At 67.1% G+C, this 17460-nt stretch carries 16 protein-coding genes and 1 tRNA gene; 8 read left to right on the forward strand and 9 right to left on the reverse strand.

Annotation, left to right across the window (positions count from 1 at the left end; translation table 11 throughout):
• Positions 1-15 precede the first annotated feature (15 nt).
• On the forward strand, positions 16-585 hold the full coding sequence (locus AC5Y4T_RS04325) for a TetR/AcrR family transcriptional regulator (RefSeq protein ID WP_499915821.1): 570 nt from the start codon (positions 16-18) through the stop codon (positions 583-585).
• On the forward strand, positions 582-2123 hold the full coding sequence (locus tag AC5Y4T_RS04330) for a glycerol-3-phosphate dehydrogenase/oxidase (protein ID WP_499915823.1): 1542 nt from the start codon (positions 582-584) through the stop codon (positions 2121-2123). The genes AC5Y4T_RS04325 and AC5Y4T_RS04330 overlap by 4 nt, the downstream gene beginning before the upstream one ends.
• A gap of 14 nt (positions 2124-2137) precedes the next feature.
• Here the strand turns inward: AC5Y4T_RS04330 and AC5Y4T_RS04335 are convergent, their stop codons facing one another.
• Positions 2138-2509: a hypothetical protein gene (locus AC5Y4T_RS04335; RefSeq protein WP_499915825.1), complete on the reverse strand. Its 372-nt coding sequence runs from the start codon at positions 2507-2509 to the stop codon at positions 2138-2140.
• A gap of 192 nt (positions 2510-2701) precedes the next feature.
• On the opposite strand from AC5Y4T_RS04335, the gene AC5Y4T_RS04340 reads away from it, so the two are divergent.
• Positions 2702-4246: an FAD-dependent monooxygenase gene (locus AC5Y4T_RS04340; RefSeq protein WP_499915827.1), complete on the forward strand. Its 1545-nt coding sequence runs from the start codon at positions 2702-2704 to the stop codon at positions 4244-4246.
• A 72-nt stretch (positions 4247-4318) separates the two neighbouring features.
• Here AC5Y4T_RS04340 and AC5Y4T_RS04345 read toward each other — a convergent pair whose 3' ends face one another.
• The 7 genes from AC5Y4T_RS04345 to aceE all read right to left on the reverse strand — a co-directional run bounded on the left by AC5Y4T_RS04345 (position 4319) and on the right by aceE (position 14069).
• Positions 4319-5740: an acyl-CoA carboxylase subunit beta gene (locus tag AC5Y4T_RS04345; RefSeq protein ID WP_499915829.1), complete on the reverse strand. Its 1422-nt coding sequence runs from the start codon at positions 5738-5740 to the stop codon at positions 4319-4321.
• Positions 5741-5773: 33 nt separating this feature from the next.
• Complete coding sequence (gene kasB, locus AC5Y4T_RS04350) at positions 5774-7033, reverse strand: 3-oxoacyl-ACP synthase KasB (protein ID WP_499952289.1); 1260 nt, start codon at positions 7031-7033, stop codon at positions 5774-5776.
• A 26-nt stretch (positions 7034-7059) separates the two neighbouring features.
• A complete protein-coding gene (kasA, locus tag AC5Y4T_RS04355; RefSeq protein ID WP_499915833.1) occupies positions 7060-8310 on the reverse strand; it encodes a 3-oxoacyl-ACP synthase KasA in 1251 nt (416 codons plus the stop codon).
• A complete protein-coding gene (acpM, locus tag AC5Y4T_RS04360; protein ID WP_007770614.1) occupies positions 8307-8654 on the reverse strand; it encodes a meromycolate extension acyl carrier protein AcpM in 348 nt (115 codons plus the stop codon). The genes kasA and acpM overlap by 4 nt, the downstream gene beginning before the upstream one ends.
• Positions 8655-8741: 87 nt before the next feature.
• Complete coding sequence (locus AC5Y4T_RS04365; protein WP_499915834.1) at positions 8742-9650, reverse strand: ACP S-malonyltransferase; 909 nt, start codon at positions 9648-9650, stop codon at positions 8742-8744.
• A gap of 143 nt (positions 9651-9793) precedes the next feature.
• Positions 9794-11116, reverse strand: coding sequence for a PucR family transcriptional regulator (locus tag AC5Y4T_RS04370; RefSeq protein ID WP_499915835.1), 1323 nt, complete (start codon positions 11114-11116; stop codon positions 9794-9796).
• A gap of 163 nt (positions 11117-11279) precedes the next feature.
• On the reverse strand, positions 11280-14069 hold the full coding sequence (gene aceE, locus AC5Y4T_RS04375) for a pyruvate dehydrogenase (acetyl-transferring), homodimeric type (protein ID WP_499915837.1): 2790 nt from the start codon (positions 14067-14069) through the stop codon (positions 11280-11282).
• A gap of 183 nt (positions 14070-14252) precedes the next feature.
• On the opposite strand from aceE, the gene AC5Y4T_RS04380 reads away from it, so the two are divergent.
• The 4 genes from AC5Y4T_RS04380 to AC5Y4T_RS04395 all read left to right on the forward strand — a co-directional run bounded on the left by AC5Y4T_RS04380 (position 14253) and on the right by AC5Y4T_RS04395 (position 15936).
• The gene (locus tag AC5Y4T_RS04380) at positions 14253-14840 is read left to right on the forward strand and encodes an Rv2240c family protein (RefSeq protein WP_499915839.1); all 588 of its coding nucleotides are present in this window, start codon (positions 14253-14255) and stop codon (positions 14838-14840) included.
• A gap of 83 nt (positions 14841-14923) precedes the next feature.
• Positions 14924-15346, forward strand: coding sequence for a DUF3052 domain-containing protein (locus AC5Y4T_RS04385; RefSeq protein ID WP_499915841.1), 423 nt, complete (start codon positions 14924-14926; stop codon positions 15344-15346).
• Positions 15346-15807, forward strand: a complete 462-nt coding sequence (locus AC5Y4T_RS04390; RefSeq protein ID WP_499915843.1) for a peroxiredoxin — start codon at positions 15346-15348, stop codon at positions 15805-15807. The genes AC5Y4T_RS04385 and AC5Y4T_RS04390 overlap by 1 nt, the downstream gene beginning before the upstream one ends.
• A gap of 57 nt (positions 15808-15864) precedes the next feature.
• Positions 15865-15936, forward strand: a tRNA-Val gene (locus AC5Y4T_RS04395).
• Between the two features lie 43 nt (positions 15937-15979).
• Here the strand turns inward: AC5Y4T_RS04395 and AC5Y4T_RS04400 are convergent.
• The gene (locus AC5Y4T_RS04400) at positions 15980-16420 is read right to left on the reverse strand and encodes a DUF732 domain-containing protein (protein WP_499952290.1); all 441 of its coding nucleotides are present in this window, start codon (positions 16418-16420) and stop codon (positions 15980-15982) included.
• Between the two features lie 25 nt (positions 16421-16445).
• Here AC5Y4T_RS04400 and AC5Y4T_RS04405 point away from each other — a divergent pair, with 25 nt between their 5' ends.
• Complete coding sequence (locus AC5Y4T_RS04405; protein WP_499915847.1) at positions 16446-17411, forward strand: redoxin domain-containing protein; 966 nt, start codon at positions 16446-16448, stop codon at positions 17409-17411.
• Positions 17412-17460 lie beyond the last annotated feature (49 nt).

Genomic DNA, 17460 nt, shown 5'->3' on the forward strand with positions numbered 1-17460 from the left:
GTTACAGTATTACACATGCTGTCAATCCGTAACAAAGAGCTGGACACCGGCGAGCGGATCCTCGCGGCGGCGGGCAGCTGCGTGGTGGACTTCGGCGTGGACCGGGTGACGCTAGCCGAAATAGCCCGACGCGCCGGCGTCAGCAGGCCGACGGTGTACCGGCGGTGGCCGGACACACAGTCGATCGTGGCGGCGCTGTTGACCCAGCACATCACCGAAGCGATGCGCGACGCGCCGTTACTCGGGGAGGATCGCGAATCGCTTGTGCGACAAATAGTCACGGTGACCAATCTGTTGCGGGCCGACCGATTGGTGATGTCGGTACTGCACTCGGATCTCGCGTCGACGTACATCACCGAACGCCTGGGGACGAGCCAGCGCATGCTGATCGACGCGCTTGCCGCCCGGCTGCGGGCGGCTCAACGGCACGGTAGCGTCCGGCGCGGGGACCCCGTCCAGATGGCGACCATGGTGCTGCTGATCGCGCAATCGACCATTCAGTCGGCCGGGATCGTCGAGTCGATGCTCGACGCCGATGCGCTGGTCACCGAACTTGCCCACGCACTGAATGGATATCTGTCGTGATACCTGACCCGACCGCCTTGAATGCCACGCGCCGCGCGGCCGATCTGACCGCACTCGCCGACGGTGAGCCGTTGGACGTGGTGGTGATCGGCGGCGGCATCACCGGTGCCGGGATCGCGTTGGATGCCGCGGCGCGCGGGTTGCGGGTGGCGCTGGTGGAAAAGCACGATCTCGCGTTCGGCACCAGCCGGTGGAGTTCCAAGCTGGTCCACGGCGGGCTGCGCTACCTGGCGACTGGCAACGTCGGCATTGCCCGCCGGAGCGCCATCGAGCGGGGAATCTTGATGACGCGCAACGCCCCTCACCTGGTTCGTGCGATGCCCCAATTGGTGCCGTTGCTGCCGTCGATGAGTTCGGGCAAGCGGGCGCTGGTGCGCGGCGGGTTTTTGGCCGGTGACGCGTTGCGGTTCCTCGCCGGCACCCCGGCGTCGACCCTGCCCCGCTCGCGCCGGATCTCGCCAGGGCGTGTCGTGCAGATGGCGCCCACCGTGCGACGCGACGGTCTGGACGGTGGCTTCCTGGCCTACGACGGTCAACTGATCGACGACGCCCGACTGGTCACCGCGGTCGCCCGTACCGCGGCGCAGCATGGCGCCCGAGTTTTGACCCACGTGTCGGCATCGCGGGCCACCGGGACCTCGGTGCGACTGACCGACATGCGCGGAGGGGGATCGTTCGACGTGTCGGCGGGCGCCGTCATCAACGCGGCCGGGGTGTGGGCGGCCGAGATCGACGGCTCGCTGCGGTTGCGGCCCAGCCGCGGCACGCACCTGGTGTTCGATGCCCAGGCCTTCGGGAATCCGACTGCGGCGCTGACCATTCCGATTCCCGGTGAACTCAACCGCTTCGTTTTCGCCATGCCCGAACAGCTGGGCCGCGTCTATCTGGGGCTGACCGACGAGGCGGCTCCCGGCGCCATTCCCGATGTGCCCGAACCCTCGGTCGAGGAGATCACGTTCCTGCTCGACACGGTGAACACCGGATTGGGGACCGGGCTCACCGCCACCGACGTGATCGGCGCCTACGCCGGGCTACGGCCCTTGATCGACACCGGCGAAGGCCGCACCGCCGACGTCTCCCGCGAACATGCCGTCGTGGAGTCGGCGTCGGGGGTGATCAGCGTGATCGGCGGCAAGCTCACCGAATACCGCTATATGGCACAGGATGTGCTGGACCGCGCGATCCGGGTACGGCGGCTGCGCGCCGCGAAATGCCGGACCCGCAATCTGCCGCTGATCGGAGCGCCGGCGAACCCCGGGGTGATCGCCGCGACGGACACCGCGCTGCCGGTGTCACTGGTGCAGCGTTACGGGGCTGAGGCGTCCAAGGTGATTGCCTCCGCCACCTGCGAACGCCCCACCGAACCGGTCGTCGAGGGAATCGACGTCAGCAGGGCGGAATTCGAATACGCGATAACCCATGAGGGCGCGCTGGATGTCTCCGACATCGTCGATCGGCGGACCCGGATCGGGTTGGTGGCGCGCGACCGGGAGCGCGTTGTTCCGGTGGCAACCGAGTTCTTGGCGCGCGTCGGCTAAGCGGCGCCAGGCGCCTAGTCCGACGACTTCTTGGAGTCCTTGGAGTCCTCGTCGTCCTCGTCGTCCTCGGAGTCATCGTCGTCGGAGTCGTCCTCGTCGTCATCGTCATTGGAGTCTTTGGAGTCGTCGTCCTTGGAGTCCTTGGAGTCCTCGTCGTCCTTCGAGTCCTTGGAGTCGTCGCCGCCCTTCGAGCCCTCGGTCTCGTCGGAATCCGCGGCCTCTTCGAGCTTGGTTGCGAACTTCGTCAACAGGCCGGCGAGGTCACGGGCCTCTTCGGCCGAGAGCGAATCATCGAATACACGCTCGTCGCCATCGGAGATGCGCTCGAGGCGAACCGCATTGTCCTGGATGCCGACGTCCCACCGGCCACCCTCTTCACGACCCATCCGATGCCCCTTTCGATTAGGACGTCACCAACTGCAGACGCGTTGAGCGTTGTTTACCCACTCCTGCTGATGGCGCAACGGCCTTTAGCTGGAATTTCTGGAAGCCGTCCGACACGCAGCAAACTGCGGCTATATGAGAGTCAATATCGAATGGTAGTCTCTGTCAAAATACTGCCTTCGGAGGTGAATGCGATGACGACGCGTGTCCCGGTTTTGATCGTCGGAGCCGGCGTCGGCGGCCTCGCGACGTCGACGCTGCTGGCCCAGCACGGCGTGCGCTCGCTCCTGGTCGAGAAGCGACGGGAATTCTTCCTCTACCCGAAGGCCCGCAACCTGAGTTTCCGCAGCTCGGAGATTCTGCGCGGCTTGGGGCTTGGCGACGAGGTGCGAGAAGTCGCCGAACACGTCTCGGCGCTGGTGCTCAAGCGCACGCTCAACAGCGCCGCGCAAGAGCCGGCGCTCGACGTCGACGCGATCTTCGCCGGCCTGGACGAGGTCAGCCCCGAGCCGGCGGCGCAGTATTGCCCGCAGAGCCGGCTCGAGCCGATCCTGCGCGACGCGACGAGACGGGGCGGCAGCGAAGTGCGCTATGGCACGGCACTGTCCTCGATCGAGATGGACGAAACCGGAGTCACCGCGGTGGTGCACGACGCGGAGTCGGGAGAGTCGGAGACCATCCGCGCCGACTATCTGGTGGCCGCCGACGGCGTGCACAGCCCCATCCGCGAATGGCTGGGCATCACCACATCCGGGTACGGCGCCCTGCCCATCTATGTCGTGTTCGTCTACTTCCGGGCGCCATGGCGGCACTTCATCCCGGAGTTGCACGACGGTGACGGCGTGCAGGTCAAAAACGACGACGTGGATGGCATATTCCTGGTCGCCGAGGGCGATCTCGGCATGTTCATCACCACCTACTTTCCCGGCGCAGGCGAGACGGCCGAACAGTTCACCCCGCAGCGCTGCCGCGAGGTGCTGACCAAGGCGATCGGCGAACCGATCGACATCGACATCATCGAGGTCGCGGCGTGGCAACCATACGAACGAGTGGCCGACCAATTCGATTGCGGGCGAGCATTTCTCGTCGGCGATTCGGCGCATACCATGCCGCCGTTCAAAGCCGGAGGTGCCAACACCGCCATCCAAAGCGCACACAACCTGGCGTGGAAACTCGCTGCCGTCCTGCGCGGCACCGCCGCGCCGGAGCTGTTGGCGACTTACCAGGCCGAGCGTCATCCGGTGGGCCGATTCGCCGCGCGTCAGTCGCTCACCGGGCCGTCGGCGGCGCTGCTGCGGGCGGGTGGCGATGCGCCGCAATTGCCGGCCGACGAGGAGCGCTCGATGTTCGCCCTGCTCATCGGGTACCGGTACCGTTCGGCCGCGGTGGTGACAGCTGACGCGGACGGCGGCGGCTTGGTGGAGGAATTGCGCGCCCAGCCCGGCACCCGGCTGCCGCACGTCTGGGTGCGCGAGGGAGTCTCGACGCTCGATCTGCTGGGACCCCGATTCACCGTGCTGTCCGGGGACGAGCGCTGGTGTGCGGCAGCGACTTCGGCGTCGCTGGCCGCGCACCGCTTCTACAGCGACGAGTGGGCGGCGGTCACCGGGCTGCCGCCGGAGGGCGCGCTGCTGATCCGGCCGGACGACTTCGTCGGGTGGCGCGCCGAGGAACTCCCCGTCGATCCCGAAGGGGAACTGCGGCAAGCCCTTTCGGCGATCCTGGGCCGCGGGCGCTAGGGCGCGAGCAGACGCAAAAGCCCCGCGACACGCCGTGCGTCGGGGGCTTTTGCGTCTGCTCGCGAGAAAAAGTTACAGCGGGATGTTCTTGTGGCGACCGCGGCGGGCGGGCGCCTGGGCCAGCGCCTCGGTGAGCTTGCTGCGGGTGTGCGACGGGTCGATCTTCTCGTCGACGACGCCGATCTCGATGGCGCTGTCCACGCCGCCCGCGATCCGCTCGTGCTCGGCGGCCAGCTCGTCGTGCAGCGCTTCGCGCTCGTGGTCCGCCGCGGCGGCCAGCTTCTTCTTGTGCAGAATGCCGACGGCGGCCTTGGCGCCCATCACCGCGACCTCGGCGTCCGGCCACGCGTACACCTTGGTCGCGTTGAGCGACCGTGAGTTCATCGCGATGTAGGCCCCGCCGTAGGTCTTTCGGGTGACCAGAGTGACACGCGGAACCGTGCACTCGCCGAACGCATGCAACAGCTTGGCGCCGCGGCGCACCACGCCGCCCCACTCCTGGTCGACACCGGGCAGGTAGCCGGGCACGTCGACGACCACGACCAGCGGAATGCCGAAGGCGTCGCAGAGTCGCACGAAACGTGCCGCCTTCTCGGCACTTTCGGAGTTCAGGCAACCGCCCAACCGCAGCGGGTTGTTGGCCAGCACGCCGACCGTGCGGCCGGACAGCCGGCCCAGGCCGATCACCATCGACGGCGCCCAGTTGGCCTGGAACTCGTCGAACGGCGTCTCGGCGTCGAGGATCGCGGCCACGATTGGGCGCACGTCGTAGGCGCGCCGCGACGACTCGGGCAACAGCGCGTGGATGTCGGTGTCACCGGCCTCGGCCTTGTCCCGGTCGAAATGCCCTTGCTGGCAGAACAACCCGACCAACCGGCGGCCGCGCTCGTAGGCGTCGAGCTCGTCGTCGGCGACGATGTGGCACACCCCGGACTTCTTGTGGTGGGTTTCCGGGCCGCCGAGCGAGCACATGTCCACGTCCTCGCCGGTGACGCTGCGCACCACGTCGGGCCCGGTGACGAACACCCGGCTTTCCGGGGCCATCACGATGACGTCGGTCAGGGCCGGCCCGTAGGCGGCGCCGCCGGCGGCGAAGCCGACGACCACCGAGATCTGCGGGATGTAGCCGGACGCCCGGATCATCGCCTCGAAGACCAGGCCGACCGCGTGGAGTGCCTTGACACCCTCGGCCAGCCGGGCACCGCCGGAGTGCCAGATGCCCACGATCGGGCTCTGCTCCTCGATGGCGGTGTCGTAGGCGTTGACGATGTGCGTGCACCCCTCGATGCCCATCGCGCCGCCCATGACGGTGCCGTCGGTGCAGAACGCGATGGTGCGCACGCCGTTCACGGTTCCCGCGGCGGCAAGCACGCCGGAACGATCGCGCTCGTGCAGCAGCTCGACGGAGTCATCGTCGAAGAAATTGCTCAAGCGCAACAGCGGGTCGCGAGGGTCGAGCGACTCGCCAACCGTCTCGGGGGCCGTGATTGTCATCGCAGGTCTCCTGATATTCGGTGTTGCTCGGGTTTAGTACCGCCCGAAGGCGATGGCCACGTTGTGTCCGCCGAACCCGAACGAGTTGTTGATCGCGTACTCGTAGTTGCCCGGCCGTGGTTTGCCGGCCACGACGTCGAGGTCGATTTCGGGGTCGAGGTTTTCCAGGTTGAGCGTGGGCGGGACCACCTGGTCGCGCAGCGCGAGCACGGTCAGGATGGATTCCACGGCTCCGACCGCGCCCACCGAGTGGCCCAGCGCGGCTTTGGGGGCATAGACGGCCGCGTTGCCGCCGTGAGCGCCCAGCGCGTTGTTGATGGCCTTGCTCTCGGCGACGTCACCGACGGAGGTGCCGGTGGCGTGGGCGTTGACGTGGTGAATATCGCTGGGGGACAGGCCCGCGAGCTGGATGGCCCGGCTCATGGCGTGCCCGGCGCGTTCGCCGTTGGGGTCCGGCGCCACCATGTGGTAGCCGTCGGAGGTGATGCTGGCGCCCATGATGCGGGCCAAGATGTTGGCGCCGCGGGCTTTGGCGTGTTCCTCGGTCTCGATGACCATCAGCGCGCCGGCCTCGCCGAACACGAAGCCGGTGCGGTCGCGGTCGAACGGGCGACACGCGCCCGCCGGGTCGTCGTTCTTGGTCGACATCACGATGCGCATCTGGGCGAACGCCGCAATGGGCACCGCTTCGATACGCGTTTCCACACCGCCGCAGATCGCGATGTCGGCCTCGCCGAACACGATGTTGCGCCACGCCTGCGCCACGCCCTCAGAACCCGACGCGCAGGCCGACACCGGCGTGATCACCCCGGCCTTGGCCTGGCGCTCGAGTCCCACCGCCGCCGAGGCGCCGTTGGGCATGTACTTCTGAACGCCCAGCGGAGAAACGGCCTTCATGCCACGAGCGCGCATGTCGTCGTAGCTGAAGACCATCTCCTCCGACGAACCCAGACCGGTTCCGATCGACACCATCAGGCGATTGCTGTCGACCTCGGGGGAGCCGGCGTTCTCCCAGACCCGGCGGCCCAGAATGGTGGACATCCGCTGCAGGTAGCCCGTCCGGCGCAACTCGATGCGGGTCATTTGGCTGTCGAATTCCTCCAGCAAATGCCCGCCGATGCGCACCGGCAGGTCGAACTCCTCGACGAACGGATCCTCGAGTTTGCGGATACCACTTTGGCTGTCCAACAACAGCTTCCAGGTGTTCTCGGCATCAGTAGCCAACGCGGTCGTCATGGCGATGCCAGTGACGACCACGTTCGGGAGCGTTTTCCCGGTAACCAGCTCTGTCATGGGTCTTGCGAACGTTCCTTCCGTGCTCAGTAACGCCCGAAGGCGAGTGCCACGTTGTGGCCACCGAACCCGAATGAGTTGTTGATCGCGTAACGGAAATCGCCGTAGCGGGGTTCGCCCGCGACAACGTCCAAATCGATCTCGGGATCGGGTGTTTCGTAGTTGAGTGTTGGCGGTATCACGCCGTCCCGAAGGCTCAATACCGTGAGAACAGACTCCAGAGCTCCGACGGCACCAATGGAGTGCCCCAGAGCCGACTTCGGTGCGTACACCGCCGCTTCCTGGCAACCGGCGACCCGAATGGCGTTGGCCTCGGCCGTGTCGCCGATCGGCGTCGCGGTGCCGTGCGCGTTGACGTGGTCAATGTCCGCCGGCGACAACCCCGCCAGCTCGAGCGACCTCGTCATCGCCCGGCCGGCACGGACGCCGTCCGCCGCGGGCGCCACCATGTGGAAGGCGTCCGAGGTGATGCCGGCACCCAGCAACCGGGCCAGTGGCTTGGCGCCCCGGGCCTTGGCGTGCTCTTCGGTCTCGATGATCATCATCGCCCCGGCTTCACCGAACACGAAGCCGTCGCGGTCCTTGTCGAACGGCCGCGATGCGCGCTCAGGCTCATCGTTGCGCGTCGACATGGCCCGCATCATCGAGAACGCCGCGATCGGCAGCGCTTCGATGGGACCCTCGACACCGCCGCAGACGGCGAAGTCGGCGTCGCCCATGACGATCTGACGCCACGCGTGCGCGATCGCCTCCGAGCCCGACGAGCAGGCCGAGACCGGGGTGATGACCCCGGCGCGAGCGCCGAGCTGCAGGCCCACCACCGCCGCGGCGCCGTTGGGCATGATCATCTGAACCGCGAGCGGCGACACCTTGCGGGGGCCACCCTCGTTCATCAGGTCGTAGCTCTCCACGATCCGTTCGGCGCCGCCGAGCCCGGTGCCGACCACGACCGAGAACCGGTCGGGGTCGACCTCCGGACTGCCGGCGCTCTCCCACAACTGACCGCTGAGCAGTTTGGCCAACCGCTGTACGTAGGACATGCGGCGCAAGTCGAGCCTGCTCATGTGTTCGTCGATGGGCTCCTTGAGGTGTCCACCGATCTTGACGGGCAGGTCCCACTTGGTGATGAACTCGTCTTCGAGGACGTGGATGCCGCTCTCGCCGGCCAACAAACCCTTCCACGTGCTCTCGATGTCCGGCGCGATCGATGTCGTCGCCGAGACGGCGGTTACCACAACGCTGGGGTAACCGCCATTAGCAGTGGAAGGCTTGCTCACTTGCTGTCCGCTTCCAGCCTCGACTTGACGTTCGCGACCGCCTCGGGGTTCTCGGTCTCCAGCTTGGCGCGCAGCGCCTCGGCAGCCTCGGGGTTCTCTTCCTCGAGCTTCTGGATGTAGGAGACGACGTCACCGACGGTGCGAAGACCGGCGAGGTCCTCGTCGGGGATCTTGACGCCGTACTTGTCCTCGGTCTGAACGGCGATCTCGACCATCGACAGCGAGTCGATGTCCAGGTCGTCGACGAAGGACTTCTCCGGGGTGACCTCGGAGGGCTCGATACCGGTTACCTCTTCGATGATCTCGGCGATACCGGCGATGATTTCTTCCTGGCTGACGGCCACAGCGTGCTTCCCTTCGTAATGTGTTGTGTGTTAGTCGAATTGACGTGCTATGCGGTTGTACTGGTTGTGCAACTGGTCGAGCTGGCTTTAGAGCTCGGCCAATGCGTCCAGGTCTGCGGGAGACTTGACGGCGCGAGCCGTGATCCCCCGAAGTTCTCGTTTGGCGATGCCGGTGAGCGTGCCCGCGGGCGGGAACTCCACGGCCGCAGTGACTTCCAGGTCACGCAGCGTCGCGGTGCACAGGTCCCAGCGCACCGGCTGGGTCAGCTGGGCGACCAGCGCCTCCATCGCCGCGGCCGCCGACGCGACCGGCTTGCCGTCGCGGTTCGACAGCAGGGTGGCGGTTGGCTCGGACGTCTGGACAGCGGCCGCCGCGGCGGCGTAGCCGTCGAGCGCCGACGCCATGTACTTGGTGTGGAACGCTCCGGCCACACCCAGGGCGCGCACCCGGGCCTTCTCCGGCGGGTCCTCGGCCAGCTTCTCCAGCGCGGACAGCGAGCCGGCGGCGACTATCTGGCCCGCGGCGTTGCGGTTGGCGGGAAACAGGTCGAGCTGCTCGAGCCGGGCAAGAACCTCGCCCTCGTCCCCGCCGAGCACCGCCGACATGCCGGTGGGCTCGACGGCGCAAGCCTTGGCCATCTCGGCGCCACGGGTGGCGGCCAGCGCGACGGCGTCGTCGGCGGCGATCACGCCGGCGATCGCGTATGCGGCGATCTCGCCGACCGAGTGGCCGGCGACGACCAGTTCCGCATCCGACAGCAGGCCACGTTTGGTCAGCTCCTGATGGGCCAGCAGCGTGGCGGCGACGACCAGCGGCTGGGTGACCGCAGTGTCGGTGATCTCTTCGGTCGATGCAGTGGTGCCCAGGCGCACGAGGTCGAGGCCACTGGCCTTGGACCACAGCGCCAACTGGTCAGCAGCGCCGGCGAGTTCGAGCCACGGCGACAGCATCCCCTCGGTCTGCGAACCCTGTCCGGGCGCAAGCAATGCAATCACGTGTTTAAGAGAACACTGTGGAAACGGTTTTGGCGGGTGTATCAGATTATGAACCTCGTCTTAGGTTTTTGTGAACTCCCTACAAAACAGCTCCTTAAGCTACGGGTTTGATATCGCGCCGCGATCTGTTGCCTGGGTCACTGTCACCCGGATTGGCGCGCGGCGACCCCTCTGACCGGCAGCGGAACCGCCGGCATGGCGTTGTTGTCGGCGCTTGGCGGATTGATGGGGTAGTTGAGCTGGCCGACCGTCGCCGCCACTCGCAGCACATATGCGTCTCGCGGCTGCATGGGATCGCGGCCGGTGAAGTCGGTGATCCGCTTGAGTCGGTAGCGCACGGTGTTTGGATGAACGAACAACTTTCTGGCACAGGCCTCAATCGCGCCGCCACAATCTAAGTAAGCGTCAAGCGTCTCGATCAGCGTGGGACCCGCGTCGGCCAGCGGGCCCATCACGTCGGTATGCAGGGCCACGATCGCGGACGCGTCGCCCATCAGGGCCCGTTCGGGCAGCAGCTCGCGGGCCGGCACCGGCCGCGGCGCACCGCGCCAGCCACCCACGGCGTTCATGCCGGAGATCGCCTCGCTGGCGCTGTGGTAGGCCGCCGTCAGCATCGGCGCGGTGGGTCCGACGACCACGGGGCCGTCGGCGAAGGCCGCCAGCAGGTCGCCGAGGAATTTGTCGGTTGGTGACAGTTGGCCGGACACGATCGCCACCAGCCAGGTGCCGTGCACGTCGGTGAGGGCCGCGCGCCCGTGCTGGGCCGCGATATCGCGGACGTGCTGACTGGCGCGCTCGCTGTCGTCCGGGCCGGTCGATCCGTCGCGGCCGGGGGCCGGGGTGCCGACGACGACCGTCGCCGGGGCGGTGGTGTCCCAGTTCAGCGCCGCGGCGCGGGACAGCAGCTCGGGGCCGGTGTCGCCGCGGACCACCGCGTCGACGACGCTGGCTTCCATCCGGCTGTCCCAGGTGCCGCGTGCTTCGGCCGCGTTCGCGTAGGCGGTGGCGGCGGTGAACGCCAGGTCGCGGCTGTATTTGAGGATGCCCACGGTCAGCGCGGTCAGCTGCTCTTCGGAGCGGGCCAGCAGCGGGACCACTTCCTCGAAGAAGTCCATGGTCACGCGCGCCATGTCGACGCTGTGGCGCAGCGCGATGCGGCGGGCGAGGTCTTGGGGTACCAGTTCGAAGGCCTGCGCGGTGTGGCTGACGTTGCTGTGCGGGTCCTGCATCCACTCCGCGAAGTTGTTGATGGCCGTCTGCACGACCAGCGCCATGCTGGCCCGCTGCGAGGCTTCCAGGTCGGCGAAGAACGGCAACCGGTCGCCCATCACCGAGACCGCTTCGGTGGCCAGCCGGCCGGAGTACTGCTTCAGCCGGCGCAGGACGGAGTCCGGCACGGTATCCAGCAGCTCCAGTGGCGATCGCGGCTGCTTGGCGAACGGACCGGCGAAGGGGTTGTCATTCACCCCTAAAACCTACGCGCCATTTCTGGAAGTTTCCCCCAAAGCCGGCGCGTGTTGTTCGCGGCGTTGGGGGCGGACGTCGAGCGTGAAGTTATCTTCACGCTCGGTGCCCAGCGTGAAGATAACTTCACGCTGGGCGGGCGGGTGGCCGGGGCCGTGCCGCCCGTCAGGCCACCCCCGGGTCCGACGTCTGCTCGGGGGCGGCCTGTACGTCGTCGATCTGGTACTGGCGGGCCGCGGCGATCGGCACCGAGGGGTCGATCTCACCGTCGCGCGCCAGCGCCTCCAGCACCGCGACGACCTGCGATTCGGCGTCGGTGTTGAAATACCGCCGCGCCGCCGGCCGGGTGTCCGAGAAGCCGAACCCGTCGGTGCCCAGGGTGACGTAGGTGCCTGGGACCCAGGGCCGGATCTGCTCGGGAACGGCACGCATCCAATCCGACACCGCGACAATCGGCCCGCTCGCGTTCTCGAGGGCCTCGGTGACGTACGGGACGCCGGCCGGCCGGTCCGGATGGCGCAGCCTCGCCCTGTCGACGGCCACACCGTCGCGGTTCAGCTCGCCCCAGCTGGTCACCGACCACACGTCGGCGGCGACGTCCCACTCCGCGGCGAGCATGTCGGCGGCATTGAGCGCCGACGGCATTGCCACCCCGGACGCCAGGATCTGCGCCTTATTGGTCCGCTGCTCGGTGGCGACGCGGTAACGGTAGAGGCCGCGCAGCACGCCCTCGGGGTCGAAGTTCTCCGGCTCGGGCGGCTGCACGTACGGCTCGTTGTAGACGGTGATGTAGAAGAACACGTCTTCGGGGTTCTCCCCGAACATTCGCGCCAGGCCGCTCTCCACGATGTAGGCGATCTCGTAGGCGAAGGCCGGGTCGTAGGCGACCACGGCGGGGTTGGTGCTGGCGAGCAGCAGCGAGTGGCCGTCGGCGTGCTGCAGGCCCTCGCCCGTCAGCGTGGTGCGCCCCGCGGTGGCCCCGAGCAAGAACCCGCGTGTCATCTGGTCGGCGGCGGCCCACAGGCCGTCGCCGGTGCGCTGGAAGCCGAACATCGAATAGAAGATGTAGATCGGGATCATCGGCTCGTTGTGCGTCGCATACGACGTGCCGACCGCAATGAACGACCCCACCGACCCGGCCTCGTTGATGCCCTCGTGCAGGATGTGGCCGCCTTCGCTTTCCTTGTAGGCCAGCATCAGCTCGGCGTCCACTGCGGTGTACAGCTGGCCGTTGCGGTTGTAGATCTTCAGCGACGGGAACCAGGAGTCCATCCCGAAGGTGCGCGCCTCGTCGGGGATTATCGGCACGATCCGCGGGCCAACTTCTTTGTCCCGCAACACTTCCTTGAAGGTCCGCACCGTCGCCATGGTGGTCGCGACCTCCTGGTTTCCCGACCCCTTTTTCAGCGCGGCGTAGGTTTCGCGGCCTGGCAGCCGCAGCGCCTTCGCCTTGGTCCGCCGCTCGGGCAAAAAGCCCCCGAGGGTGCGCCGGCGGTCGACCATGTAGCGGATCTCCTCGGCGTCGGAGCCGGGGTGATAGTAGGGCGGCAGGTAGGGATCCTCTTCCAGCTGGGCGTCGCTGATCGGGATCCGGATCGCATCGCGGAAGTCCTTAAGGTCTTGCAGCGCAAGCTTTTTCATCTGGTGGGTGGCGTTGCGGCCCTGGAAATGTGCGCCCAGCGAATAGCCCTTGATGGTCTTGGCCAGGATGACCGTGGGCTGGCCCTTGTGGTCGACGGCGGCGCGGTAGGCGGCGTAGACCTTGCGGTAGTCGTGGCCGCCGCGCTTGAGGTTCCAGATCTCGGAATCGCTCATGTGCTCCACGAGCGCCTTGGTGCGCGGGTCGCGGCCGAAGAAGTGATCGCGCACGTACGCACCGTCATTGGCCTTGTACGTCTGGTAGTCGCCGTCCGGGGTGGTGTTCATCAGATTGACCAGCGCGCCGTCGCGGTCGGCATGCAGCAGGGCGTCCCACTCGCGGCCCCAGACCACCTTGATGACGTTCCAGCCGGCGCCACGGAAAAACGACTCCAGCTCCTGAATGATCTTGCCGTTGCCGCGCACCGGGCCGTCGAGGCGCTGCAGGTTGCAGTTGATCACGAACGTCAGGTTGTCCAAGCCCTCCAGCGCGCCCACGTGCGCCAGGCCCCGGCTCTCCGGCTCGTCCATCTCGCCGTCGCCCAGGAAGCACCACACGTGCTGGTCGGACGTGTCCTTGATGCCGCGGTCGTGCAGGTAGTGGTTGAACCGCGCCTGGTAGATCGCGTTGAGCGGACCGAGCCCCATCGAGACCGTGGGGAACTCCCAGAAGTCGGGCATCAACCGCGGGTGCGGGTACGACGGCAGCCCGCCGCCGGCGTGGCTGTGCTCCTGCCGGAAGCCGTCCATCCGGTCGGCGGTCAACCGGCCTTCCAGGAACGCGCGGGCATAGATGCCCGGGGACGCGTGGCCCTGGATGAACACCTGGTCGCCGCCGCCGGGGTGCGATTTACCGCGAAAGAAGTGGTTGAACCCGACCTCGTAGAGCGCCGCCGACGAGGCGTAAGTCGAAATGTGGCCGCCCACACCGACTCCCGGGCGCTGGGCGCGGTGCACCATGATCGCCGCGTTCCACCGGATCCACGCGCGATAGCGCCGCTCCACGTCCTCGTCGCCGGGGAACCACGGCTCGAGTTCGGTCGGAATGGTGTTGACGTAGTCGGTGGACGTCAGCGACGGGACCGCGACGCGCTGCTCGCCGGCCCGTTCCAGCAATCGCAGCATCAGGTAACGCGCCCGCGACGGGCCGGAGCGCTCCAGCAGCTCATCGAAGGACTCCAGCCACTCCGACGTCTCTTCGGGATCGATGTCGGGCAGGTAGGAGGCCACCCCCTCGCGGATCACCCGAACGCGGTCGGGTTCGGTTGCGCTGTGGGGGTTTGTGGCCAGATCGTGGCGCACGAACTCAGTTGTCAACGCACTACTCCTGTTGTTGGCGGAATGTGTGCCGTAACGGGTGGGTCGCACCCTGCCACCATCGTGCCGCACCCGTGTCTCGCGCGGATAGCCGACGTCGGCTCGCCGGCGAAGCGTGGCGCGGCGAACACGAACTCGGCGGGTATGGGGCAGTCGGGCAACCCACCCGGTAACGTCAGCCGTGTGCTCATCCGGTGGGGTGCCGTCCCTCAGACGCAGGTGAAGGCTTTGCCCCAGCGCGGGGCCTTGGCGCTGGGATGTGTGGCCGTGGCCCTGATGGGCATCGTCGGGTGCACCTCCGTCACCAACGGCACGGCCACGCCCGACACCAAGGTGGCGCCGGCCTACCGGCAGTCGGTGTCCGCGTCGGTGTCGGCGTCGTCGGTGACCTCGAGCGTGCGGGAGTCACAGCGGCAGCAATCGCTGACCACCAAGGCCGTGCGCACCGCCTGCGCCACGCTGATCACCACCAGCAAGAACGCGATCGACAAGACCAACGAGTTCGTGAAGGCGTTCAACGCCGGCCGCGGCACCGGCCCGACCGAAGGCCCGGCCATCGACGCCCTCAACGACAGCGCCACCACGGTGGGCAATAGCTTCAGCGATGCGATGTCGCAGCAGATAAAGGACGCCTTCAACGCCTACATCGACGCCGCGCGCGCGGTGGCCAACGCCATCGGGACGCACGCGGGAACCGGCGAATTCAACAAACGGGTCGACCAGCTCAACGACACGAAGAAGAACGCGGTGAAACTGTGTCTGGCAACGTGATGGTGCGGAAGTATGGACCGGGTTCTGGCTGTGCGACGATAATCCTCAATCGCATCGCGTGCGGACATTAAGGAGGCTCCACGGTGGTCGCGGCGGATCACGCCCCGAGCTACGCTCGCAAATTGGGCATCCAACCCGACCAAGTTGTCCAGGAGTGGGGCTGGGATGAAGACACCGATGACGAGATCCGCGCCGCGGTCGAGGAGGCCTGCGGCAGCGACTTGCTCGACGAAGACACCGACGAGGTAGTCGACGTCGTTCTGCTGTGGTGGCGAGACGGTGACGGCGACCTGGTGGACACCCTGATGGATGCGATCGGCCCGCTGGCCGAGGACGGCGTGATCTGGGTGCTGACGCCCAAAACCGGCAAGCCCGGGCATGTGTTGCCGGCCGAAATCGCTGAGGCCGCGCCCACCGCCGGTTTGATGCCGACCTCGTCGGTCAACCTGGGGGACTGGAGCGCCAGCCGGCTGGTGCAGCCCAAATCCCGTGCCGGGAAGCGTTGATGCTGCCCGTCGGCACAGCCGCCCCGGATTTCACCTTGCGCGACCAGAATCAACAACGCGTCACGCTGAGCTCCTATCGGGACGCCAAGAACGTACTGCTGGTGTTCTTCCCGCTGGCATTCACCGGGATTTGCCAGGGCGAGCTGGACCTGTTGCGCGACCACCTGCCCGATTTCGAAAACGACGACAGCGCGGCGCTGGCGATCTCGGTGGGACCTCCGCCGACCCACCGGGTCTGGTCGCTGGACAGCGGTTTCACCTTCCCGGTGTTGTCGGACTTCTGGCCCCATGGCGCGGTCAGCCAGAGCTATGGCGTGTTCAACGAGGACGCCGGTTACTCCAACCGCGGGACGTTCGTCGTCGATCGGTCCGGGATCATCCGCTTCGCCGAGATGAAACAGCCCGGCGAGTCCCGCGATCAGCGGCTCTGGACCGATGCCCTGGCCGCACTGCGGGGCTGAGCGGGGCTGGAAATTTTGGGAACTTGGCCTTCGGACGGGTAGCCTGCCCGGGGCAACGGGCGCGTAGCTCAGTGGTAGAGCTCTGGTTTTACACACCAGCGGTCGGCGGTTCGATACCGTCCGCGCCCACCGACATTTGCGCGCGGCGGCGTGACCGCGCCGAATCGCTCGCTTACGAACTGGCGGCCGTCGTCGTGGTGGTCGACGAGATCGCGTCCGGACAGTAGGCGCTGGCCGCGATCGCGGTGAATTTCTCCGCTTTCTCTTCGGTCAGTGCGGCCGCCTTCGACGTCATCGCCTTGGCGATATCCGCCATCGCCGTGCCGCCCCCAGCCGCCGAGCACACATAGTGGGCGGCCTGGATGACCTGCGCCGGATCGTTATAGGTGAAGCCGGCCGAATTGAGCGACGCGAGGAACGCGTCGTCGGTGTCATCGGCGTGCGCGGGCACCGCCAAGCCAATGACGGCCGCCACGCCGGAAATCATCAGAACGAGCTTCATAAATTCGAAATCGTCCCAGATGCGCTGGGCGGTTCGTGGCCGACGAAACAATTTGTAACAATCGGCAACCTCCGGTTGACAGACCGAATTATCCGAGTGTGCTTCGCGCAAAGCGCCCCGGCGTTAGTCTTTGCCGATGATCGCGGGCGAGAAGGCGCCTGACTTCACTTTGTTTGATCACACCGGTCGGCCCCGGGCGCTGTCCGCGCTCCTTGCCGAAGGGCCGGTTGTGCTGTTCTTCTTCCCACTCGCATCATCACCGATCTGTACGGCCCAGGCCTGTCATTTTCGGGACCTCAGCAACGAATTCGTGACGGTGGGCGCCCAGCGGGTGGGTATCAGCACCGACACCGTCGACAGGCAGGCCCACTTCGCCCAACAGCGCTCGTTCGACTATCCGCTGCTCTCCGACGCGGACGGCGTGGTGTCCGAGCTGTTCGGGGTGCGCCGAGGCAGGTTCGCCAAGCTGCGTAGATCCGTCGCCGCGCGTGACGAGGCCCGGCGCGGCCGGCACACCCGGCGCCGTGGCCTGCTGGCCCGGTTGCTCCCGGTCAGACGGACCACGTTCGTCATCGACACCGATCGGACCGTGCTCAAGGTGGTCTCCAGCGAGCTGCGGGCATCGGTGCATGCCGACCAGACCTTGTGGTTCCTGCAGCACCACATGGGTGCCCATAGTTCGCCGCATGCCGGGGGGAAGCATTCCGACGCGCCTCGGCAGTCGGAGGACAAAGGCACGGAATCAGAGACCGCGAACGAGCCGAGCCTGGTCCGGCCGTACGCGCTGACGGGAGGCCGCACCGACGCCGGTGTCGAACTCGCACTCGAGGCTCCGGTCGAAGCGCTCGACACCACAGCGAAGCCGCCGCGCTGGCCGAGAAACGATGTGCGGGGCCAGATCCTGACCTATTGCGTGCAGAGTCCCTCGGTCGCAGAGATCGCCGCTCGGCTGTCCCTGCCGCTCGGTGCGACGCGGTTCCTGGTCGGCGAACTGGTGACACAGGGCTATCTGAGGGTGCACGCACCCCTCGGTGACTCGATGTCGATCGACGAACGACGTGAACTGATCGGCCGGACCCTCAGCGGCCTGCGAGCGCTCTGACGGCGCCGGGGTGCGTGCCGCCGGTCACGCGGCCGCAGGCACTATGAAC

It is taken from the genome of Mycobacterium sp. NGS11, assembly GCF_059813315.1.